Origin of the sequence: Sodalis sp. RH15 (assembly GCF_047324255.1) — a bacterium.
In the GTDB taxonomy this organism is placed as follows: domain Bacteria; phylum Pseudomonadota; class Gammaproteobacteria; order Enterobacterales; family Enterobacteriaceae; genus Acerihabitans; species Acerihabitans ligni.
This window is the reverse complement of sequence record NZ_CP178738.1, coordinates 529,434-549,634: the sequence shown is the minus strand read 5'-3', so window position 1 is coordinate 549,634 and position 20,201 is coordinate 529,434. Positions and strand designations below refer to the sequence as shown.

Annotated in this window: 20 protein-coding genes; 12 read left to right on the top strand and 8 right to left on the bottom strand. The window is 57.9% G+C overall.

What is annotated here, in order from left to right; translation table 11 throughout:
* Positions 1–35: 35 nt before the first annotated feature.
* On the bottom strand, positions 36–1,145 hold the full coding sequence (locus tag ACL2XO_RS02455) for a branched-chain amino acid ABC transporter substrate-binding protein (protein ID WP_132923888.1): 1,110 nt from the start codon (positions 1,143–1,145) through the stop codon (positions 36–38).
* A gap of 402 nt (positions 1,146–1,547) precedes the next feature.
* On the opposite strand from ACL2XO_RS02455, the gene panM reads away from it, so the two are divergent.
* A complete protein-coding gene (gene panM / locus ACL2XO_RS02450) occupies positions 1,548–1,949 on the top strand; it encodes an aspartate 1-decarboxylase autocleavage activator PanM (RefSeq protein ID WP_413726308.1) in 402 nt (133 codons plus the stop codon).
* Positions 1,950–2,340: 391 nt separating this feature from the next.
* Here panM and ACL2XO_RS02445 read toward each other — a convergent pair whose 3' ends face one another.
* The 3 genes from ACL2XO_RS02445 to ACL2XO_RS02435 all read right to left on the bottom strand — a co-directional run bounded on the left by ACL2XO_RS02445 (position 2,341) and on the right by ACL2XO_RS02435 (position 5,561).
* Positions 2,341–3,444: a hypothetical protein gene (locus tag ACL2XO_RS02445; RefSeq protein ID WP_413742118.1), complete on the bottom strand. Its 1,104-nt coding sequence runs from the start codon at positions 3,442–3,444 to the stop codon at positions 2,341–2,343.
* An 87-nt stretch (positions 3,445–3,531) separates the two neighbouring features.
* Positions 3,532–4,488 (bottom strand): PDR/VanB family oxidoreductase, encoded by a 957-nt coding sequence (locus ACL2XO_RS02440; protein WP_413742117.1) that lies wholly within the window; start codon positions 4,486–4,488, stop codon positions 3,532–3,534.
* Between the two features lie 335 nt (positions 4,489–4,823).
* Entirely contained in the window at positions 4,824–5,561 is a 738-nt protein-coding gene (locus ACL2XO_RS02435) for a FadR/GntR family transcriptional regulator (protein WP_413726305.1), read from the bottom strand.
* 432 nt (positions 5,562–5,993) lie between these two features.
* Here ACL2XO_RS02435 and ACL2XO_RS02430 point away from each other — a divergent pair, with 432 nt between their 5' ends.
* The 7 genes from ACL2XO_RS02430 to ACL2XO_RS02400 all read left to right on the top strand — a co-directional run bounded on the left by ACL2XO_RS02430 (position 5,994) and on the right by ACL2XO_RS02400 (position 12,401).
* Positions 5,994–6,872 carry a fumarylacetoacetate hydrolase family protein gene (locus tag ACL2XO_RS02430; RefSeq protein ID WP_413726304.1) on the top strand — a complete coding sequence of 293 codons (879 nt, stop codon included), beginning with the start codon at positions 5,994–5,996 and terminating at the stop codon, positions 6,870–6,872.
* Positions 6,873–7,045: 173 nt separating this feature from the next.
* A complete protein-coding gene (locus ACL2XO_RS02425; RefSeq protein WP_165934180.1) occupies positions 7,046–7,855 on the top strand; it encodes an ABC transporter permease in 810 nt (269 codons plus the stop codon).
* A 33-nt stretch (positions 7,856–7,888) separates the two neighbouring features.
* Positions 7,889–8,926: an ABC transporter substrate-binding protein gene (locus ACL2XO_RS02420; protein WP_132923895.1), complete on the top strand. Its 1,038-nt coding sequence runs from the start codon at positions 7,889–7,891 to the stop codon at positions 8,924–8,926.
* A gap of 10 nt (positions 8,927–8,936) precedes the next feature.
* On the top strand, positions 8,937–9,803 hold the full coding sequence (locus ACL2XO_RS02415; protein ID WP_132923896.1) for an ABC transporter ATP-binding protein: 867 nt from the start codon (positions 8,937–8,939) through the stop codon (positions 9,801–9,803).
* Positions 9,804–9,816: 13 nt separating this feature from the next.
* Positions 9,817–10,572 carry an ABC transporter permease gene (locus tag ACL2XO_RS02410; protein WP_132923897.1) on the top strand — a complete coding sequence of 252 codons (756 nt, stop codon included), beginning with the start codon at positions 9,817–9,819 and terminating at the stop codon, positions 10,570–10,572.
* Positions 10,573–10,599: 27 nt separating this feature from the next.
* Positions 10,600–11,568, top strand: a complete 969-nt coding sequence (locus ACL2XO_RS02405; RefSeq protein WP_413742116.1) for a VOC family protein — start codon at positions 10,600–10,602, stop codon at positions 11,566–11,568.
* Between the two features lie 2 nt (positions 11,569–11,570).
* On the top strand, positions 11,571–12,401 hold the full coding sequence (locus ACL2XO_RS02400; protein ID WP_413726301.1) for an alpha/beta fold hydrolase: 831 nt from the start codon (positions 11,571–11,573) through the stop codon (positions 12,399–12,401).
* 57 nt (positions 12,402–12,458) lie between these two features.
* Here ACL2XO_RS02400 and ACL2XO_RS02395 read toward each other — a convergent pair whose 3' ends face one another.
* Positions 12,459–13,097 (bottom strand): GntR family transcriptional regulator, encoded by a 639-nt coding sequence (locus ACL2XO_RS02395; protein ID WP_132923900.1) that lies wholly within the window; start codon positions 13,095–13,097, stop codon positions 12,459–12,461.
* A gap of 172 nt (positions 13,098–13,269) precedes the next feature.
* Here ACL2XO_RS02395 and ACL2XO_RS02390 point away from each other — a divergent pair, with 172 nt between their 5' ends.
* From ACL2XO_RS02390 to ACL2XO_RS02380, 3 genes are all read left to right on the top strand, one after another.
* On the top strand, positions 13,270–13,779 hold the full coding sequence (locus tag ACL2XO_RS02390) for a nuclear transport factor 2 family protein (protein WP_413726300.1): 510 nt from the start codon (positions 13,270–13,272) through the stop codon (positions 13,777–13,779).
* Entirely contained in the window at positions 13,776–14,273 is a 498-nt protein-coding gene (locus ACL2XO_RS02385) for a VOC family protein (RefSeq protein ID WP_413742115.1), read from the top strand. Before ACL2XO_RS02390 ends, ACL2XO_RS02385 begins: the two co-directional genes overlap by 4 nt.
* A 106-nt stretch (positions 14,274–14,379) precedes the next feature.
* A complete protein-coding gene (locus ACL2XO_RS02380) occupies positions 14,380–15,603 on the top strand; it encodes an aromatic ring-hydroxylating oxygenase subunit alpha (RefSeq protein ID WP_203524439.1) in 1,224 nt (407 codons plus the stop codon).
* Positions 15,604–15,643: 40 nt separating this feature from the next.
* Here the strand turns inward: ACL2XO_RS02380 and ACL2XO_RS02375 are convergent, their stop codons facing one another.
* The 3 genes from ACL2XO_RS02375 to ACL2XO_RS02365 all read right to left on the bottom strand — a co-directional run bounded on the left by ACL2XO_RS02375 (position 15,644) and on the right by ACL2XO_RS02365 (position 17,486).
* Positions 15,644–16,336: a GntR family transcriptional regulator gene (locus ACL2XO_RS02375; protein WP_413726298.1), complete on the bottom strand. Its 693-nt coding sequence runs from the start codon at positions 16,334–16,336 to the stop codon at positions 15,644–15,646.
* A 152-nt stretch (positions 16,337–16,488) separates the two neighbouring features.
* Positions 16,489–16,917 carry a RidA family protein gene (locus ACL2XO_RS02370; RefSeq protein ID WP_132923905.1) on the bottom strand — a complete coding sequence of 143 codons (429 nt, stop codon included), beginning with the start codon at positions 16,915–16,917 and terminating at the stop codon, positions 16,489–16,491.
* A gap of 125 nt (positions 16,918–17,042) precedes the next feature.
* Positions 17,043–17,486 carry a hypothetical protein gene (locus tag ACL2XO_RS02365; protein WP_413742114.1) on the bottom strand — a complete coding sequence of 148 codons (444 nt, stop codon included), beginning with the start codon at positions 17,484–17,486 and terminating at the stop codon, positions 17,043–17,045.
* 721 nt (positions 17,487–18,207) lie between these two features.
* Between ACL2XO_RS02365 and tkt the strand changes: the two genes are divergently transcribed.
* Positions 18,208–20,184 (top strand): transketolase, encoded by a 1,977-nt coding sequence (gene tkt / locus ACL2XO_RS02360; protein ID WP_413743021.1) that lies wholly within the window; start codon positions 18,208–18,210, stop codon positions 20,182–20,184.
* The last annotated feature ends 17 nt before the right edge of the window (positions 20,185–20,201 follow it).

The window sequence follows — 20,201 nt, the reverse complement described above, 5'->3', positions numbered from 1 at the left end:
GGCGACGATTTTTTAAGACAAGGGGAGGGAGCAGATTACTTCACCGCGGTGGAAGTGCCGTCTGCATGCCATTTGAATACACCGAATTCGAAACCTTTCAGATCGCCTTTATCATCCCAGCTCAGCGGTCCCATCACGGTATCCACCGAGTTGGCTTTGAGGTTCTTCACGATATCCGCCGGATCCATGCCGGCCCGTTCCATGCCGGTGGTGAGGGACTGCACCGCCGCATAGGTCGTCCAGACGAAAGGCCCGGTATAATCCAGTTTTTTGGCTTTGAACTCGGCGACAATCGGCTGGTTGGAAGGCACCTGGTCATAACGCTTCGGCAGGGTCACCAGCATGCCCTCGGAGGCGGCGCCGGCAATATTGGACAGTGATGAGTTACCCACCCCTTCCGGCCCCATGAACTGGATATTCAGCCCGGCTTGCCTGGACTGCCGCAGGATTTGCCCCATTTCCGGGTAGTAACCGCCGAAATAAACAAAATCGACGTTTTCTTTCTTCAGACGCGCCACCAGGGTGGAAAAATCCTTGTCGCCGGCGGTGATGCCCTCAAACAGCACCACGTTGCCGCCGTTTTTCTTCAGGCTGTCCTGCACGGCGCGGGCCAATCCTTCACCATATTGCTGTTTGTCATGGACCACGGCGATGCGTTTGGGTTTGACCTCATCGAGGATATATTTCGCAGCGGTGGGGCCCTGATCCGAATCCAGGCCGGTGGTGCGCAGAATCATTTTATAGCCGCGCGTGGTGAGATCGGCATTGGTGGCCGCCGGGGTGATCATGATGACCCCTTCGTCTTCATAGATATCCGACGCCGGCTGCGTGGAGGAAGAGCACAGATGGCCGATGACATATTTTATGCCGTCATTAATCACCTTATTGGCCACCGCCACCGCCTGTTTCGGATCGCAAGCGTCGTCGTATTCCACCGCCACCAGTTTATTGCCTTTTATGCCGCCTTTGGCATTAATATCGGCAATCGCCTGGCGCGCGCCGGTAAATTCCATGTCGCCATATTGGGCAACCGGACCGGACATTGCACCGACAACCGCCACCTTGATATCCTGCGCCCAGACGGTATGGCTCATCGCCATGGCCATACAACCGGCCAGCAAAGCGTTACCTTTGTTGAATTTCATCCACCTTTTCTCCATGTTTGTTGTGTTTGCTGTCTGATTATTAACCGGCTTTCCACGGCAACCAGATGTTTTTATTATACGTAATAATGATTTAGCCTTCTGGAACGCAAGATCCAAAATAAGCTTTTATTTTCATATTATTAAACAGAAATATTATGCTGTAAATCAACTTATACTTTAAGAAATAACCTGCATTGGCAGCACAAAATAATGGTATAATTAACCATCATTCGATAATCTTTCAGATAGTCATGCTAGATTGTCATTTTATGTAAGTTTAATTGCTCCGAAAATGTTTGAATGACATAAGGTTTCTTGAGGTTTTGCGATAGCAAGATTTACATAATCTTTTATAAACAAATTCGCTACATTATTCCTTTACGTCTTTAAGTGATTACACGCATGAAATTGACAATCGAACGACTCTCCGATTTTACCGAACAGGATAAAATTGATCTGGCCAAAATATGGCCGGAACAGGATATCCCCGCCCTGGCGGGCAAACTCTCTCCTTCCTATGCGGTATTTGCCGCCAGGTTCAACGATCGGTTGCTGGGCGCGGTGCAGGTGGTCATTGATAACGAATGGGGCGAAGGCAGGCTGGTCTCGCCCCTGGTGCGGCCGGTAACCCGGCGCCGCGGCGTGGGATTGTATTTGTTCAATGAAGCACAGCGACAGTTGCCGGAGATCAATCACTGGTGGTTAAGCGGCGCCCAGCCGATGGAAGATCGGGCGGTAATGGAGCAATTCATGGCCGCCTGCGGATTTTGCCTGGAGCAGGACGGCTGGCATAAAAGGCGCTGAAGCGGCGGGAAATCCTACGACCACCAAGGCTTGAACCGTACGTGTTAAAGGGAAACCGTGCTGATGGGGTCGAATCGGGCATGGTTTTCCTGCCCGACCGAGCGCCCCTCAGCGCGGTAGGCCCGCTACCACCAAGGCTTGAACCGTGCGTGTTAAAGGGAGACCGTGCTGATGGGGTCGAATCGGGCATGGTTTTTCTGCCCGACCGAGCGCCCCACAGCGCGGTAGGCCCGCTACCACCAAGGCTTGAACCGTGCGTGTTAAAGGGAAAACGTGCTGATGGGGTCGAATCGGGCATGGTTTTCCTGCCCGACCGAGCGCCCCTCAGCGCGGTAGGCCCGCTACCATCAAGGCTTGAACCGTGCGTGTTAAAGGGAGACCGTGGCGGCGCCTACACCAGCAAAACCTGCCGGTCATTGCTAATAGCCAATACCCGGCCGGTCAATTCCAGCCCCTCATAAGGCGCGCGGTCCGAAGCCTGATTCGGCCAAGGGGCGACGGTTTCCCGGTAATCAGGATCCACCAGCAGCACCCCCTGCGGCACGCGAGTGCCGAAAATCTTCGCCGGCGCCCGGGTTACTTTGGCCAATATGGATTCCAGCGGCCAGGAATAACGTTCGCAAAGGGTAAGCAGCACCGGCAGAAAATGCTGCTGGGTTTGCAAACCCGGCCCGACGGAAACGCCGCTCTGATGCGGCGCGCCATGATCGCTGGAAAGCAAATCCACCTGATCTAAAACGCTGTCCGCCAGGGATTGGATATCCTCCGGCGCACGGGGCGGAGGCAAAACGGTGAGGGATTCCCGCTTACCCTCCCCCAGCGGCAGAAGAAAATGCGGGCTGCTTTGCAGCGTGGCCTGGCGGGCACGGCGCATCACGGCAATCATGCCGGCCGAAACGGCGTGCCGCAGATGCAGCGGCCGGCCCGAAGCATTGGCCACCAGACGCTCAAGGGCTTCGTCGGTAGAGTTCCACACCACCGCCTTAAGCCCCGCCTGCCACACCGCCTCCAGGTTGCGCTCGAAATGCGGATCGTAGGAATATAATTTACACACCGACGGCAGGCACTCTTTCACCTCATCGGCATGTTGCTTGAGCCACTGCGAGAAATCGCGGCTGTCCTCATTCGGCGAGACCGAAAGCACCGGCACGATGGCCGGAAAAAAGCCGGCGCTGTCGTTAACCAGTTCCCGCAGAGTGAAGAGTCTTGCCTGCTGCCAGGGCAGCGCGACGTTCATCTGGCCTATCCCCCCCGCCATGGCGCGGTACAAATCACTCTGACGAACCCCGAACAGCACCATGGGCAAATGGGCATCGGCATCATACAGCGCCGGCAGCACCAACAAATGGCTGCCGTCGATATCCCGCCCTTGCCCTTTCGGCCAGGCATCCGCCCGAAGCAGCGCGCCGCCGGCGGGCCAGCGTAAAGAGTGGCGTAATCCGGTCAGGGGATCGAGTACATCATGCACGGTGGTAAAAAGCCTGTTCTGCGTCATGGCGCTGGATATTCCTTTTGCTGGGTGGCCGGTGCCACAATTGAACGTTCCGCTGCCGACAATGTACCGGCGGCGGCGCAAGGGCCGTTATAAATCCAGGACGAGTTCACCGCTTAACGCGCCGGAACAGCACACCATCATGGTTTGGTTGGCCAGTTTCTCCTCATCCGTCAAAACGCTGTCGCGATGGTCCGGCAGGCCTGAAAGCACCCGGACTTCGCAGGCGCCGCAAATCCCCTGTTCACAGGACGTGGTCATGGCCACGCCGGCGGCACGAAGGGCCGACAATATGGATTGTCCGGGCTTCACCGTCAGGCTGCGGTTACTGCGGGCCAGTTTCACCACAAAACCGCCCGTCAGGGCCGGCGTCTCCTTGGCGGCGAAATATTCCACATGAATATGTTCCTCGGCAAAACCGGCGGCGCGGGCGGCCGTCAAAAAGTCGTCCATCATCGGCACCGGACCGCAGCAGTAGAGATGGGCATTTCTCGAGGTGCCGGCGAGAATCTGCCCGAAGGAGGGATCGCGCCCGTGTTCATCGCCAAAACGGCAATGACTGTCGGGAAAACAGGCGATCTCTTCAAGAAACGGCGCATGGATACGGGAGCGGCTGGAATAGAAGAACCTGAACGGACGGTTAAGGGCTTGCAGACGGCGGGCCATGCTCAGGATCGGCGTGACGCCGATACCGCCGGCGAACAGCAGCGTTTCCTCCGCCTGCTCGTTAAGTTCAAACAGATTGCGCGGCGGGGTGACGGTAATCACCTGCCCCACCCTGAGCATATCGTGCATATGCCGCGAACCGCCCCGTCCGGCCGGTTCGCGCTTCACGGCGATGGCGTAGCGCTCGGGATGTCTGCTGTCGGTAACCAGGGAATAGGCGCGTTCCCCCAGGTTCGGCAGTTGCAGAGCGATATGCGCGCCGGCGGCGGCGGTCGGCAATGGGGCGCCGTCCAGCGAGGCGAATTCAAACAGGCTGACATGCTCCGTAAGATACGTAACGCGCACCAATCTTACGGCGAGAGTGTCGGGAGAATGGGTCATGTTCAGAACCTCTGCCACCTACGGATAACCAGCTGCACGTCAGTGCCCGGCGATAACTATAGCCTTCGGTCCGAGATGAAATCAACCAATATTGTAATGGTTTGACAAAGTCAGGGAAAAACAGCGGGGAGATTATACAAAATTTAGAGTAAACACGCTGTAACAAGGATAGCGCCAATGCTGCATGCGTAAAGCAGGCAAATTGGCTCAAAATTGGTTTGATTAATGCAAAATTGGTTTAAAAAAGGTTATACCACCGGCGGGTCCGGGCAAATAAACTGTTCATCATGGCATAGCGGTGGCGGCCCCGCGCCCCGAAGGCGCGCCCGATCTCGCTAGGCCTGTCCGCTGGCCCGCAGCAGATCGGTCTGAACATCGATAAGGTGTTCGCGCATTTGCGACTCGGCTTCATGACGGTTACGATCGAGCAGCGCGTTCACGATGGCCCGGTGCTGCCGGCTATAGTGCTCGCGCCGCTCGGGGGTGGAGGAGCGCTCCTTGAGCTTACCCCAGACCCGTTCGTCCCGCGCCGACTCGAACAATTCGCCGATTTTCACCAACAGCAAATTTTTCGTGCTTTTGATGATGGCCCGGTGCAAACGTCCGTCCCAATGTTCATATTCCAGCGCCGTAGAGGCTTTCAGGGAATTCTCCAGGCAGGCCTGGATTTCATCGAGCTCGGCGGTGGTGGCGCGAATGGCCGCCAGGCCCACGGCGGGAGGCTCCAGGAAAAGCCGCACTTCCATTAAATCGTGCGGGTTCATGTAGCTGTCCATACCGGCGCTGAGGGAAGCAGTACCGGCGGGGGACGAACCGATGAATGTGCCTTTGCCGACATGACGCCAGATAAAGCCTTCCGCATCAAGCTGATCCAGCCCCCGGCGCAAAATCGAGCGCGTAATCCCCAGCGCCTGGGCCAGCTCCCGCTCGGCGGGCAGCCGCGCGCCTTTCGCCAGATCCAGCTGGACCAGGTAGGATTTGATCTGATCGGCAACGGAATGCGTTTTTGTTTTAATCCTGGCGGACGTCGATGCCGAGGATGCTGTCGATTGTGCTTCCATAGCGGGTTTCATAGGGATCTCCTTCAGAGCCGGCCGACGGCCCGGCGGGTTTGCCAGGGGACGTGAACCCTGCGGTACGGGAATGGTGGAAAACAGGCCGATATGGATTGGTTACCCATTGGAACAACCAACGGCGGCCCGAAACGTAGATTAGGATACCATATCCTGATTACGGAGCGCTAAATATGAATCAGTTCCCCCTTGTTTTGCGCCATTGAAGAAGAGTATTGCCTTCAAAAGGTGCAAAAGGCTATCGGTGGCGGCAGTTGATGGGCTGATTCAGTGCGTGCGCCCGCGCAATCCGCCGGTTTGCCAAGGGGAATAGCCAATTTCAGCCCAATTAAGTCAATTATGCAGTCCAATTCAATATTGGTTGAATATGGGTGCCGGAAGGTCTAGGCTGTCATTTCTCGTTACAGAGATCATAGAGGAGAAAAACCAATCATGAAATTGGTGAGTTATGCCTTGGAAGGAGTGGTGCGGGTCGGCCGCCTTAATGCCGCCGGCACCGCGGTACAGGCTTTTCCCGGTGAGGCGGGCAGCGATATGCTGCATCTGATCCGGCGGTTTGCACAGATAGATAACCCCGACGAAGACCATGGCGACTGGGTGGCGCTGGACCGGATACAGCTGCTGGCCCCGATTCCCCGCCCGGCGCGCAATATTCTATGCGTCGGTAAAAACTACCATCAGCACGCCGTGGAGTTCCAGGCCAGCGGGTTTGATGCCAGCGCCAGCGAAAACACCCCTGAATTCCCCGTCATTTTTACCAAGGCGCCGTCGTCGGTCATCGGCCCCGAGATGGCCATACCCGCCTATCTCGACTACAGCGAATCCACGGATTACGAGGGTGAACTGGCGGTGGTAATAGGGCGGGGCGGCCGTAATATCGCCAAAGCTGACGCCCTTACCCATGTGTTCGGCTATACCATCGTAAATGACGTGACGTCCCGCACCCTGCAACAGACCCATCGCCAATGGTTCCTGGGCAAAAGCCTGGACGGCTACTGCCCGATGGGGCCTGCCATCGTCACGGCGGACGAAATCCCGGCCCCGGATCAATTGCAGCTTAAAACCTGGGTCAACGGCGAGCTGCGGCAGCATGCCGGCGTTGCCGACCTGATTTTCGATATCCCCACGCTGATTGAAACCATCAGCCGAACCATGTCCCTTGAGAGCGGCGATATCATCGCCACCGGCACCTGCGCCGGGGTCGGAATCGGTTTCACCCCACCCCGATTCCTGCGTCACGGCGACCGTGTGGAGATTGAGATTCAGCCTATCGGTAGGTTAGTCAATCCCGTTTTAGCCTTGCGCGAGTAAGGTAAGTACAAAAAACAGACTGCTTCTGTCTGTAAAGCCGCCGAAATTGGAGCGGCTTTTGCATAAATTTCAAAATATCCAAAATTTTATCCGAAATTGCATTAAGCCGGTGCAAACCGCCACGGGCGAAAAAAATGCAGTTTTTTGGACGTAACGGGACAAGGGGGATTTTTATGGCCGCAAGAGAAGTACCCGCGCCGCCGCCCGCCGGCACAAAAGTCATCGGCCGCGGAGCCGGTCGGGCCGCCGCCGGACTTATCCGGATGATATGGCCTTACTGCCTGATCATCCTGCTGTGGCAGTGTTGGCTGGTGCTGGACGATGTTCCCGCGCTTATTGCCCCCTCCCCCCTGCAAACCTTGGCCGGGACGGTGACCGGATTCGCCCAATACCTGCCCGACCTGCTGACCACCCTGATGGTCATCGGTACGGGCTTGGGCCTGGGAATGCTGCTAGGCATCACGGTGGCCTCCCTCAGCTGGTTTTCTCCCATGCTGTCGGGGGTATTGACGCCGCTGACCATTTTGCTCAATACCTTGCCGTCCATCGCCCTGATTCCCATCGTCGCGTCGATATTCGGCTACACCCTTTACACCATCATCGTCATCGCCGCGCTGATTTCCTATTTTCCGGCCTTTGTGCTGACGCGCTCCGGCCTGGACAGCATACCGCCGGGGGCCGCGGATTTGCTCCACGTGCTGGGGGCCGGCAAACGCCGGCATTATCTGCACGTGGCCTTACCTGCCGCGGTGCCGAACATCATCACCGCGCTGCGCATCAGCGCCATGCTCAGCGTGGTGGGCGCGCTGACCGCCGAGTGGCTGCTGGGCACCCGCGGCCTGGGCTACCGGCTGGCAAAAGCGCAACAGATTATGGATACCGACCAGGCCTGGCAAGTCAGCCTGATCGGCGTAGTGCTATCGCTGGTGATCTTCGGTATCGCAAGCGGGTTGGAAAGAAAAGTGAGCATGAAGTTTCGTTAATTCCCTGCACAGATATTATAAAGAGGAAAAAAAATGAAAGAAGGTCACATCAGCCGTCGCCGTTTACTCACCGCCGCCGGCGCAGGCATTACCATCGCATCGCTGTTCGGCCCCGGCGTCGTCCTTGCCGCCGTCGGCAATACGGTCTCATTGCAGCTGAACTGGATCCCGAGCGTGGATTTCGCCGGCTTTTATATCGCCGACGCCTTGGGTTATTACAAACAGGAAGGCATCAGCGTGAAGTTCCTGCCCGGCGGCCCCAATATGCAGGGCGTAGAGCAGGTCGTGGCCGGCGGCGCCGGTACCGCCGGCTTGCCGACCTTTCTCACCAGCACTATCAATGCTGTTCAGCACCAGGCCAAGCTGACGGTCATCGGCTCCGTATTCCAGACTTCGCCCCTGGCCCTCATCAGCCTGCAAAGCCTGCCGCTGAACAGCGCCAAGGATTTGGTGGGCAAGCGGATCGGCGCCGCCCAAGGACGTCAGCGCGAGCTTGACGCCGTATTCAAAATCAATGGCCTGCCGGCCAACGGCTATACCTTTGTGCCCATCGGCTATGACTCCACACCGCTGACCAAAGGCAGCGTTGACATCATCAGCGTGTTCGCCACCTCCGAACCGGTGACGCTGGCGGAACAGGGGGTGAAAACCAATATGATCCTGTTCGCCGCTATGGGACTGCCCACCTATACCAGCCCGATTGTGGTCAGCAGCGACGCCATCGCCAAAAACCGCAAAGTCATTCTCGGCTTCCTGCGCGGCAGTATCAAAGGCTGGGAAATGAATGCCAAAGATCCCACCCTGGCGCCGAAACTGGTGGCGGAACGCTACGCCGGCTCCATGAAAATCGACCAGCCCCATCAGCTCCGGGTCAATCAGGCCATGGTTCCGCTGACGCAAAGCGATTTGACCCGCGACAAAGGCATGCTCTGGATCGACAAGACCAAAATCAGCGGCCCCATTTATGCGGCGCTGCGCGCGGCCGGCGAAACCCAACTGCCCGCGGTGGATAGCTATGTGGATACCAGCCTGCTCGAAGAGGTCTTCGGCAATCGGACCCAATTACTCTAAGAGACGCGCCATGCAGCTTTCATCAACCTCTACGGCGGCGACCGCCGGGACGCCGGCTGAAGAAATCATACCGGCGCAACAGCCCGCGTCCGGGCAGCATGTGCTGGTGGATCTCAAGCAGGTTTCCAAGCGGTTTGCCAGCGGCGGCGGCGAATTCACCGCGCTGGATAATGTCGATCTGCACATCGGTAAATATGAATTCGTCGCGCTGATTGGCCCGTCGGGCTGCGGTAAATCCACCATTCTGCGCCTTATCGCGGGCCTTGAGACCCCAAGCGGCGGGAAACTGGTGATGGACGGCTGCGACGGACCGGGAGAGTTCATCAAAAACAACCGATTAGGCGTGGCCTTTCAGGACCATGCTCTGCTGCCCTGGCTTTCCGCTTGGGACAATGTGGCGCTGCCTTGCAAAATCACCGGACATAAAGTGAATGAACAGCGCATCGCCTGGCTGCTCAATCTGATGGGCCTGACCGGCTTCGAGAAATCCCGGCCGAAACAGCTTTCCGGCGGCATGCGCCAGCGGGTAGCCATTGCACGATCCCTGGTTTTGCGGCCGGAATTGCTGCTGCTGGACGAGCCGTTCGGCGCACTGGACGCGGTGACGAGACGGCGGCTGAATATTGAATTACAGGCGCTGTGGAGCGCCGAACGGCTGACGACGTTATTGGTCACCCACTCGGTGGAAGAGGCCATTTTTCTCGCCGATCGGGTCATTGTGATGTCGCCCCGGCCGGGCCGGGTGCGGATGGAAAGGCGCATACCTTTCCAGCGCCCGCGCCAGCCGGAGATCATGCGCAGCCCGCAGTTTCATGCGTTGTCCGATGAATTGACCCTGGCGCTGGATGAGCTGGAAGCCGGGGAGGATTTATGTTGACTGAGGTGCCGACATGACGACTCGCCTGTTACGGCGCCAGCGGCTGTATGCTTTAGCCGGGGCCTTCATTTTGCTGGCGTTATGGGAAGCCGGCGGCCGATCGTCCTGGCTGCGCGGGGTGATACCGCCGCTGAGCGAGGTTATCGGGCAATTTCTGGCGCCGGAAAACCACGCGGTGTTCCTTGATGCGCTGCTGCACACCGCCGACAGCGCATTTCGCGGCTATTTTATCGGCATCCTTATCGGCACGCTGCTGGCGGTCCTGGCCCAGCTGGGCCATTGGCTCAGGCCGGGTATCACCCGGCTGGCGGCCATTATCAACGCAACGCCGGTGATAGCCCTGGGGCCGGTACTGCTGGCGACGATGGAACGCCAGGATCTCCCCATCGCGGTGGCCGCCTTTTTTGTCTTTTTCAGCGTATTTATCGCCACATTGTCCGGTTTCGCCGAGGTCAACCAGGCCCATTACGATCTGTTCGCGGTATTGGACTGCCCCGGCAACAAACGATTTTTTCATCTGGAACTGCCGGCATGCCTGCCGACGTTTATGTCCGGCCTGAAAGTGGCGGCGCCGGCCGCCATGGTGGGGGCCATTTTCGGCGAATGGTTCGGGCTGGATCAGGGTATCGGCCCGCTGCTGATTTCCGCCATGCAAAGCGACAGCATCGCCCTGCTGTGGGCCGCGACGCTGATGGCCGGCGGTTTCGGCATCCTGCTGTTTTTGGTGATGTCGGCCTTGGAAAAAAGCGTCGTCGCCCGCTTCCGGTAATGTCCGGGTAATTGATTGGAGAGAAAAATGTCCGCAAATACAGCGCTTTTCCGTCCCGACCGCTTCGCCCATGCGAATATTTTCGTGGCGGATGTGAATGAGTCCGTGGCGTTCTACCGGGATGTCTGCGGCCTGACCGAAGTCTTTCGCGAACCCGGCATCAAGGCGGGATTCCTCAGCAACGGCGCCACTCATCACGATATGGGATTAATGCAGGTTTCCAGCGCCCCGCTGATCGGCCGGGACGGCAGCGTACAGAACACCATGGTTCGCGGCCGGCAGCCCGGCCTCAATCATATCGCTTTTCACGTCTGCAGCGAGGCGTCGCTTATCGAGGCCTACCGCAACGCCGAACGTTTTGATATCGCAGTGGAAAAGGCGCTGGATCACGGCATGTCCCGCAGCCTGTATCTCTACGATCCGGACGGCAACGCCGTGGAGTTCTATATCGACAGCGTGCCCGACTGGCGCGGTTTTTATGCCGAAAACCAAAATAACCTGATCAGCGCCCGCTGGGATCCGCTGACAACGCCGCCCTTCCCGGCCTTTGAGCCTTTGCCCCGGCTAGACACCCGGGTGGACGGCGCGGCCCTCCAGTCGATGGAGATCTGCGGCGGGACATTTTTTGTCGCCGATTTGCCGCGCTCACTGGATTTCTATCGGCGCATCGCCGGTCTGGAGCTTATCAGCCAGAGCGGGGAGGCGGCGCTATTGGGTCTGCCCGGGCAACAACATGCCTGCGTGGCCCTGGTGGCGGCGGGAAGGGATGAGCAGGCGGGACTGCACTCCCTGTGGTTTTTAATCGCCCCCCAATCCTTTCTGCTCTCCCAGCCGGCCATGCCGGCGGGGATGGCTCGGCAAACCCGGCAGGAAGGCGCCCGCTGTTTTGCCCGCGACCCGAACGGCATCTATCTCGCGTTTTATACCGGCGCCGCCCTCCTGCCCCGAGAAGCTTCCCGCGCCGACGCATTGGCCTGCCTGCGCGAGGAGGCCTGACCATGCATATCCAATTTTTGACGGCGGGGGGCATCCGCACCCGGGTGATTGAATCGGGTCGCGGAGAACCGCTGCTGTTATTGCATCCGGTGGGGTTTTCCGCCGATGTCTGGCTGCGTAACCTGGCCGACCTGGGGGCACGGCGGCGCGTTTGCGCGCCGGATCTGCTCGGCCATGGTTTTACCGATCTGTATGACGATCGCGGCGATATCGGCCATGCCGCCCTAATGACGCATCTGGAGGCGCTGGTGGACCGGCTGGACTTTGAACAGTTCTCCATTGTCGGCAGCTCATTCGGCGCCCAGCTTGCCCTGCTGCTCGGCTTACGTATGCCGGCGCGGATAAAGCGCCTGGTGGTGGTGGGCAGCGGCACCGCGCTGCAAACCGAAGCCGAAACCGTGGCAACCCTGGGCAAGACCCTGGCCAACGGCAGCAGCGCCTTTGATACCGCCACCTGGGACAGTTGCCGGCAGCGCCTGGCGAATCTCTGTTTTGACGGAACGCTGGATTTCGACCCGCTGATTTTGAGCCAATTAACGGCCTATGCCAGGGAAGGCGCCGCCCAGGCTTATAAATCGCTGCTGGCGGCCATGCTGGATGTAAATCGGGCACGGCCCTTCCGGGTCGCCGAACGGCTCAATGAGGTCGCCGCCCCCACCCTGCTGCTGTGGGGACGCCAGGATCCCCGTGCCAGCCATGCCCGCGCCGAAGCCGCGGTGGCATGTTTCCCCAGGGCGCGGCTGCACACCCTTGAACGGTGCGGACATTTGCCTTTTTACGAGCATCCCGGCGAATTCAACCGCATCGTAAGCCGGTTTCTCGACGCGCTTTAGCGCCGCGGCATCGGCAGGACGCCGGCCACCGCCGCTCCTAGGTGCGCCTTAGCGGACTCAGCGCTGCAGCATCGGCAGAACGTTGGCCACCGTCGCCTCGAGGTGCGCCTGGGTGACGGCGGCGGCGCGGTCGCCGTCAGCGGCGCGGATAGCGTCCAACAGGGCGGCGAAGGCTTGATCGGTGAAAGGCCGGTTCAGCCCGCTTACCAGTATGCCGACATAGGGTTCGGCGCGCAGCGTCAGACCGCGGATGGTGTCCGCCAGCGTTCGGTTGCCGGAAGCGGAATAAAAGGTATAGCGGAATTCATGATTAAGGCGGATCAACTGCCAGGGCGTGGTGGTGGCGGTCATCTCATGCACGATGCGATCCACGTCCAGCAGCGCTTCCGGCGTCATGTTGCGGGTCGCCAATCGGGCCGCCGCCGGCTCCAGCAGCAGGCGGGTAGCGTAAATTTCCTCAAGCTCCGCCACGGTGGGTTTATAAACCACGGTGCCTTTGTGGGGATGATTAATCACCAGACCCTCGGCTTGCAGGATGATAATCGCTTCCCGCAGCGGTGTGCGTGAAACGCCCAGACGGACCGAAAGTTCTTCCTGACGCAAGGTTTCGCCGGCACCGATTTCGCCGCTGATGATCAGTTCCCGGATGCGCTCGGTTGTCCGCCCGGTGGCCGTTTGCCTTTTCGAAGTCTTCATAGGTTGTTTTTCTTATATCGCTGAAAAAAGAAAGTTAAAAGTTTCATGTCCGGCAAGGAAATCTAGCATGTCATACGCATTTTCCAATATCCACTTTTGCCTGTTGACAGTGATAAATCACCGGCGCATATTGTATTTTATATTGTATCCAAAATAATATCCAAAGAACATCATGCCCATTGACAGAAACCTGACCGGTGACGAACAGTCTTTGCTACAGCGCCTGGACGCCCTGGAATCCCAAGATGCCATCCGCCGTTTGAAAGCGGACTATATGCAGGCTTGCGACGATAAGCTCGGGCGGGCGGTGGCCGATTTGTTCTGGCCGGACGGTATCTGGGAAAGCGAGGCGCAGGGAACGGCCAACAAGGTTACCGGCCATGACGCCATTGCCGATATGTTCGAGGCCAGCCCGCGCCGGCTCTCTTTTACCACTCATTATTTAATGAACGAATCTATATACGTCGCCGGCGAACGGGGCCGCGGCAGTTGGAAACTTCTCGAACCCTGCATATTTCAGGACCGGATGGCGCTGTGGATGGGCGGCCGCTATGACGATGTGTTTGAGCGCCGTAACGGCGTCTGGCGTTTCAGGCATCTCAAGCTCTATATCGAGTTCCGCACGCCTTATGAGGCGGGCTGGCTGAAAGAACGCTTCGCCGCGCTGGACGATAAAACATGAAGCCCGACACTCCGCAGCCGCTCGCCGCGCCGGTGCTGTCATGCGGCAGGGTGGATCACGTCGCCCTCACCGTCCCGGATCTGGACGCGGCGACGGCGTTCTTTACCCAAGTCCTGGGAGCGCGCGAATTATATCGCCGCCATTACCTGCCCGGTGCGGACAACGCGGCGTCAATGGCGGAACGCTTCAATACGCACCCTGAGGCCGCCTGCCGCCTGGCCAAGCTCGATTTCCTGGGCACGGCGCTGGAATTATTCGAATACCGGGCGCCGGACCTGAACCGGGCCATGCCGAGGAACTGTGACGCCGGCGGCGCCCATCTGGGCATCACCGTGCACAATCTCCCGCAGGCGCTGGCGGCCCTGCGGCAGGTGCCGGGGGTAAAAATTCTCGGCGAACCCTCGGTCATCGGTCCGGATCATCCCTTGGCGGGCCGCCGCTGGGTTTATTTTCTGACGCCCTGGGGATTGCAGATGGAATTGGTATCGCCCTGATCATAAAGGCCGAACCCTTTGATGTTGATTCGCTGTGGGGTTGCAGCATTTACCAACAACCCATCCCGATGTCACTCATGACAACTCATTATTGCCGGAGGTAGCTGTGGGCATTAAACAAACTCAATCAGATGTGAATATCGATGAACTGCTCAAAATGATGGAAGCGTCCATTAAAGATTTCACCCAGGCACGTTCGCTGCCAAGTGAATTCTATACCTCAGAGGCGTTTTTCGAATTCGAAAAGCAGGCGGTTTTTTCCAAAAGCTGGCTGGCTTTGGGCCATCAAAACCAGATTCCCAATCCGGGAGATTATTTCACCGTTGAAATCATCGACGAACCGCTGCTGGTGGTACGGCAAAACGACGGCTCCATCAAGGTGTTGTCCGCCATCTGCCAGCATCGCGGCCATCCGCTGATACGTGACTGCGCGGAGGAAAAAACCGGTAACTGCGTCACCTTCAGCTGCCCTTACCATGCCTGGTCCTATCGCCTGGACGGTAAACTGCGCGCGGCGCCGGAAATGGGCATGACCATTCCCATTACCCAGCAGCGTGAAGATACCGCGCTGCCGGAGCTCAAGATGGAGCTGTTCCACGGCTTTATTTTCGCCAACTTCGATATGAACGCCGCGCCGCTGGCGCCGACCCTGGCGAAAGCCGACGAAGAGCTGCGGCACTATAATTTCGCCGACATGCAGGTGATGCCGACCCTGGCGCACCAGAATTATCCCTGGAACTGGAAAATCACGCTGGAAAACGGCCTGGAACCCTATCACACCTCCTATGTGCACAAGGGATTCCATGAAATAGCCCCGGCGGAAAACGCCCGTTTCTCCGAATGGGACGACTGGCAGGAGGGTGAAAATTACTTAACCCACTCCACCTACTTTGAAGGTATGCGCCAGGATGCGGCCTTTAACCCGAGCCAGAAAGCGCAATTTCCGATTCTAAAGGATCTTACCGACGAAGAGCGGCGCCGAACGATTTTTTCCTCGGTTCCCCCCACGCTGTTCTTCTGTCTGCTGCCGGACCAGGCATTCACCTTCCGGGTGTTTCCCCGTTCGGTGGGTTCCATCGATCTATTGATTAACTTCTACTATCCGAAGGAAACCACCGAACTGCCCAATTTTGACTGGATGCGCAAAGTACAGATTTCCTCAACGGAAACCTTCGGCGAGCAGGATGAAGAGACCAATATGACCATGCAGAAGGCCTTTAAATCCCGCTTCGCCCCCCGCGGCCGCTATTCCCATCTGGAAAAAATCCTGCCGGAATTCAACCGCTGGCTGTATGAAACCTATAGCCGTCATCTTAAGAAGGCGAGCTGAATCAGGAAGGGGGACGATGAGTCCCTTTCTTCGGGGACGTCTATTGCCAGCGTGGCAGCCCGCGCAGCAGTCGATCGCGGGTATGTTCGGAATGTTCCCGGATCAGCCGGATCAGCCGGTCCTTATCGCCGGAGACAAACGCCAGGGTCAGTTCGGCATGTTCCCTTTGGGCCTGGTTAAGATCCCCCGTCAACCGGACCTCGGCGCGTATATAGGCCTCCAGCGCACCTCGCGACTGGGCCAGCGCTTTCATATGGTGCGGACAGCGGGCCGGCAGCAGCATGGCGTCATGAAAGCGCAGGTTCAAATCGAACCAGCGGGTTCTGTCGGCGGCTTCCGCCTGCTCCGCCAGCAGCGCCATGTCGTCGAGAATGGATTGGACCCGCTGCTCATCGGCCTTGGTTTTCAGCACGATGGAGCGGGCCACCAGGTCCGTTTCCAATAAAATACGCAAATCAAACACATTGCATATTTCTGTGGGATCCAGTTTCACCACCGCATAACCGCGCCGGGGATACAGCACCACGATGCCCTCGGACTCCAAACGGGGCAGCGCCTCCCGCAGCGGATTGCGGCTGACGCCCAACTGGGCGGCCACTTCTTCCTGGCGCAGCATGGCGCCGGGGGCATAGACGCCGTTGAGAATCGCATCACGCAGTTTTCGGTAGACTATTTCCGGCAACGACATCGGCTCCGGCATTGCGGACCCGCCGGCGAGCATCACTGAGGGCATGTTGTTATTCCGTCATCAATTCATTTGTCATAGGCCGCCCCAGCCCGGAGCTATCGCAGCGCGGCATCCGGAATATCGCTGTTTATCGGCCCCGCCAATTGCAACAGTGTACTATTCCATGCCTTTCCTGTCCGCCGGGAATTATTTCAATCTCACCTTAAATCTTCAGCGCTTTTGCAGGCAATGGCCTCCACTTCAAGCAAAAAGTCCTCTTTCACCAGCCGGTTCACCACCAGCAAGGTATTGGGGGGAAACAGATCGCCGGAAAAAAAACGGGGAAAGTGCTCGGCGCGCAGCCGCATAAACAATTCAATATGCTGTGAGTGCACCATAAAGGTGGTGAATTTGACGATATCCCGCCAGCCCAGACCCAAGCCCTTCAGCACCGCCTCAAGATTGGCGAACACCTGGATAAACTGAGCGGCGAAGTCTCCCTTCCCGGCAACGCCGCCATCCTCCGCCACGGAGAGCTGACCGGCCAGATAATACATCGTGCCTGTACTCACCCGCGTCGCGTGGGAATAGAGTCCTTGCGCCGGGCAGGCGCCTTCGGGATTGAGATAGACCGGGGCGGTGTTCATTGAAATCCTCTTTTAATCACATTGATAGGCAATGATTTTATACAATATCTCATTTTTGTATAATGTATGCAATGTGATTTCCGCCGGACTTCACCCGCCCCCTTTCGCCATGGCTAACCGGTGATTCATTTTTTCACCAGCCACGCACCACTGGGATTTGCCGGCGCAGGATTCGCCCCCTCCCATTGTTTGACGTTGTGGCGGGTTAACGGCAATGCGGGATTTCGTCCTCCACGGGCGGAGCCAGGAGCTCGCGCCCGTTGAGGGGGAGAATGCTCAACCGGACGGGAGGCGGCGCGGGATACCCTGGCGGTATTAAACGGAGCGGCGACGGGGGACGGGCGATGACTAAGGCAGGGACAGTGCAATAACGGCGCGGCCTGCCCGGCGGCCCTGAGCCTTTCACGTATACCCGGCATGCAATTCACCGCGGGAATATACTCCGGTACAGCCCTGGCGGCATATCCTCCGGGTAAAGCATAACCGACATTGATTAACGGCATCATCACTCGCTGCAGCGGGACGTAGTGACTGCCCATGACCGGGTAGTAATATAACGGCATATTCATTGTATTATATTGACCCGGCCGCGGGTAAACAGGTAATACATGCGGCTGATAATAAGAATGTAGATAGCCCCTATAGTCCATTATTACGCTCCTTGAGACAGCGTTGTTATTGATAGATACCGTTCACGCTTACAATGAAAAAATTAAAATATTAACAATAATCATTTTATGAAAATTAATATATTTTTCCTTCACTGCTATATATTCCTTCGGTAACAGGCAAAAATAACAATTAATATTATTGCGGTAAAGGCGTATGGGAAGCCGCATCTTTATTTTATTGATAACCAAAAAGACTACCGATGCCGGCTCCGTTCGTCGCAAAAGGAAAGTCGCCGTCCCGAAAGCCGCCAGGTGATGACCGAAGAGCGGCGTGAACCGACGTCTTACGCTATTATGTAGAACAGAGAACCATCAGATGCCGTGGTATCAATACCTTTCCCACTAAGCTGTTGATCGTCGAAGTGACTTGCGGGCAGCACATGGGGCCAATGCCGAGCAAAACGATAGACGGTCCGCTCGGCCTAATCTCCGCTGGATGGGATGCCGTCGCTCCACCGGTCAGGATGCCGTTGTCTTACGCCTTGCGCTTACCCATTTACTCGATGATGAACGCTAAACGTCAATGACATAAGAGGGTATAACGATGACAGAACAACCTTCCGGAACACCAACAGCGCCGAAAAGCGTACCGGCGCCTCGTGACCGGCACCTTCGCGATATGGCGGACTGTATCCGGTTTCTTTCCATGGATGCTGTACAAAAGGCGAAAAGCGGCCATCCCGGCGCGCCCATGGGTATGGCCGACATCGCCACCGTCCTGTTCAAAGAATTCATGCAGTTCGATGCCGCGGACCCGCACTGGCTGGACCGCGACCGCTTCGTGCTCTCCAACGGCCACGGATCGATGCTGCTCTATAGCCTGTTGTATTTGACGGGTTATGCGGACATGCCGGTGGAGGAACTGGAGCGTTTCCGCCAGGTAGGGAGCAAGACGCCGGGCCATCCTGAATACCGGCATGCGGATGGGATTGAGCTGACCACCGGGCCGCTGGGCCAGGGCATTGCGGAATCGGTCGGCATGGCGCTGGGCGAACGCATCATGAATGCAACCTTCGGCGATGACCTGGTTAACCACTACACTTACGTTTTTCTCGGTGACGGCTGTTTGATGGAGGGGATCAGCCAGGAGGCTATCTCCCTGGCGGGCCACCTCAAGCTAGGCCGCCTTATTGCGTTTTGGGATAACAACTCCATCTCCATTGACGGCGCCACCAGCCTGTCGGTCTCTGACAATGAGATTGAACGTTTCCGCGCGTCAGGCTGGTACGTATTGGAAATCGACGGCCATGATACCGACGCCATCCGCAACGCCATCACCACGGCTCGTGGGATAGAAGATCAACCCACCTTGATTGCCTGCAAGACCATCATCGGTTTTGGCTTCCCTACCAAGGCCGGGACCCAGAAAGCCCATAGCGATGCTCCCGGCGAGGAAGAAATCGCCGGCGCCCGTAAAATCCTCGGCTGGGATTCACCGCCGTTCGTGATCCCGCAGGAGTTGTTAAAAGAGTGGCGCGCCATCGGCGAAAAAGGCCGGACCGCCCGGATGGCCTGGGCGGAACGCGTGAAAAATACGCCTGAGGATCTGCGCAGGGAGTTCGAACGCCGCACCCGCGGTGAGCTGCCGGTAAACTGGAAAGCCGCCATCGCCGCCGCGCGTGAAGAATTCATCAAAAGCGGAGCCGACATGGCCACCCGCCAAGCCAGCGGTGCCGTGCTTAATCATCTGTTCGATGCGATACCGGAAATGCTGGGAGGGTCGGCGGATCTGACGCCGTCAAACAATACCAAAGCGAAAAATCAGGTGGAGATCACCCCCGGTCACTATGATGGCTCGTATATCCATTACGGCGTGCGCGAGCACGGCATGGCCGCGGCCATGAACGGTTTGGCGCTGCATGGCGGTTTAATCCCCTACGGCGGCACGTTTCTTTGCTTCTCCGACTATTGCCGACCGGCCATCCGGCTGGCGGCGATGATGCGTATACGCACAATTTTTGTCATGACCCATGATTCCATCGGGCTGGGGGAAGACGGACCGACGCATCAGCCCGTTGAGCATCTGGCGGCGCTTAGGGCGATTCCCCATCTGGGCGTATACCGGCCGGGGGATCCGGTGGAAACCGCCGAATGTTGGGAACTGATCCTGGAGCAGCCGCGCCGCGCCGCCCTTATCGCGCTGTCCCGGCAGCCCATGCCGTTGTTGCGAAAAGAAGCCGGGACCGAAAACAAATCGGCCCGGGGCGCCTACGTTCTGCTGGAGGCCCAGGGCGGACCCCGTCAGCTGACCCTGATAGCAACGGGCTCGGAACTGCATCTTGCCGTTGAGGCGCGGGAAATAATGCAAAAAGAAGGCGTGCCCACCGCCGTGGTCTCCATGCCGTGCCGGCTGCTTTTTGAAGAGCAGGATCGCCAATACCAAAAATCGGTATTAGGGGATACGGCGGCCAGAGTCGCCATCGAGGCGGCGGTTGAACTGGGCTGGGAAAGGTACATCGGCTTTGAAGGCAAATTCGTCGGCATGCACGACTTCGGCGAATCGGGCAAGATTCAAGACGTGTACGCCAAGTTCGATATCACGACCGATGCCATCGTGCGCACCGCCCGCGAGGTGGTAGCCGGCGTCAAGGGTTAACCACCGAAAGCAAAAAG

What these genes read in the sequence shown, in the direction of transcription:
- ACL2XO_RS02455 (WP_132923888.1), bottom strand. Translation starts at nt 1,145, where the DNA reads ATGAAATTCAACAAAGGTAACGCTTTGCTGGCCGGTTGTATGGCCATG.
- panM (WP_413726308.1), top strand. Translation starts at nt 1,548, where the DNA reads ATGAAATTGACAATCGAACGACTCTCCGATTTTACCGAACAGGATAAA.
- ACL2XO_RS02445 (WP_413742118.1), bottom strand. Translation starts at nt 3,444, where the DNA reads ATGACGCAGAACAGGCTTTTTACCACCGTGCATGATGTACTCGATCCC.
- ACL2XO_RS02440 (WP_413742117.1), bottom strand. Translation starts at nt 4,488, where the DNA reads ATGACCCATTCTCCCGACACTCTCGCCGTAAGATTGGTGCGCGTTACG.
- ACL2XO_RS02435 (WP_413726305.1), bottom strand. Translation starts at nt 5,561, where the DNA reads ATGAAACCCGCTATGGAAGCACAATCGACAGCATCCTCGGCATCGACG.
- ACL2XO_RS02430 (WP_413726304.1), top strand. Translation starts at nt 5,994, where the DNA reads ATGAAATTGGTGAGTTATGCCTTGGAAGGAGTGGTGCGGGTCGGCCGC.
- ACL2XO_RS02425 (WP_165934180.1), top strand. Translation starts at nt 7,046, where the DNA reads ATGGCCGCAAGAGAAGTACCCGCGCCGCCGCCCGCCGGCACAAAAGTC.
- ACL2XO_RS02420 (WP_132923895.1), top strand. Translation starts at nt 7,889, where the DNA reads ATGAAAGAAGGTCACATCAGCCGTCGCCGTTTACTCACCGCCGCCGGC.
- ACL2XO_RS02415 (WP_132923896.1), top strand. Translation starts at nt 8,937, where the DNA reads ATGCAGCTTTCATCAACCTCTACGGCGGCGACCGCCGGGACGCCGGCT.
- ACL2XO_RS02410 (WP_132923897.1), top strand. Translation starts at nt 9,817, where the DNA reads ATGACGACTCGCCTGTTACGGCGCCAGCGGCTGTATGCTTTAGCCGGG.
- ACL2XO_RS02405 (WP_413742116.1), top strand. Translation starts at nt 10,600, where the DNA reads ATGTCCGCAAATACAGCGCTTTTCCGTCCCGACCGCTTCGCCCATGCG.
- ACL2XO_RS02400 (WP_413726301.1), top strand. Translation starts at nt 11,571, where the DNA reads ATGCATATCCAATTTTTGACGGCGGGGGGCATCCGCACCCGGGTGATT.
- ACL2XO_RS02395 (WP_132923900.1), bottom strand. Translation starts at nt 13,097, where the DNA reads ATGAAGACTTCGAAAAGGCAAACGGCCACCGGGCGGACAACCGAGCGC.
- ACL2XO_RS02390 (WP_413726300.1), top strand. Translation starts at nt 13,270, where the DNA reads ATGCCCATTGACAGAAACCTGACCGGTGACGAACAGTCTTTGCTACAG.
- ACL2XO_RS02385 (WP_413742115.1), top strand. Translation starts at nt 13,776, where the DNA reads ATGAAGCCCGACACTCCGCAGCCGCTCGCCGCGCCGGTGCTGTCATGC.
- ACL2XO_RS02375 (WP_413726298.1), bottom strand. Translation starts at nt 16,336, where the DNA reads ATGCCCTCAGTGATGCTCGCCGGCGGGTCCGCAATGCCGGAGCCGATG.
- ACL2XO_RS02370 (WP_132923905.1), bottom strand. Translation starts at nt 16,917, where the DNA reads ATGAACACCGCCCCGGTCTATCTCAATCCCGAAGGCGCCTGCCCGGCG.
- ACL2XO_RS02365 (WP_413742114.1), bottom strand. Translation starts at nt 17,486, where the DNA reads ATGAATATGCCGTTATATTACTACCCGGTCATGGGCAGTCACTACGTC.
- tkt (WP_413743021.1), top strand. Translation starts at nt 18,208, where the DNA reads ATGGCGGACTGTATCCGGTTTCTTTCCATGGATGCTGTACAAAAGGCG.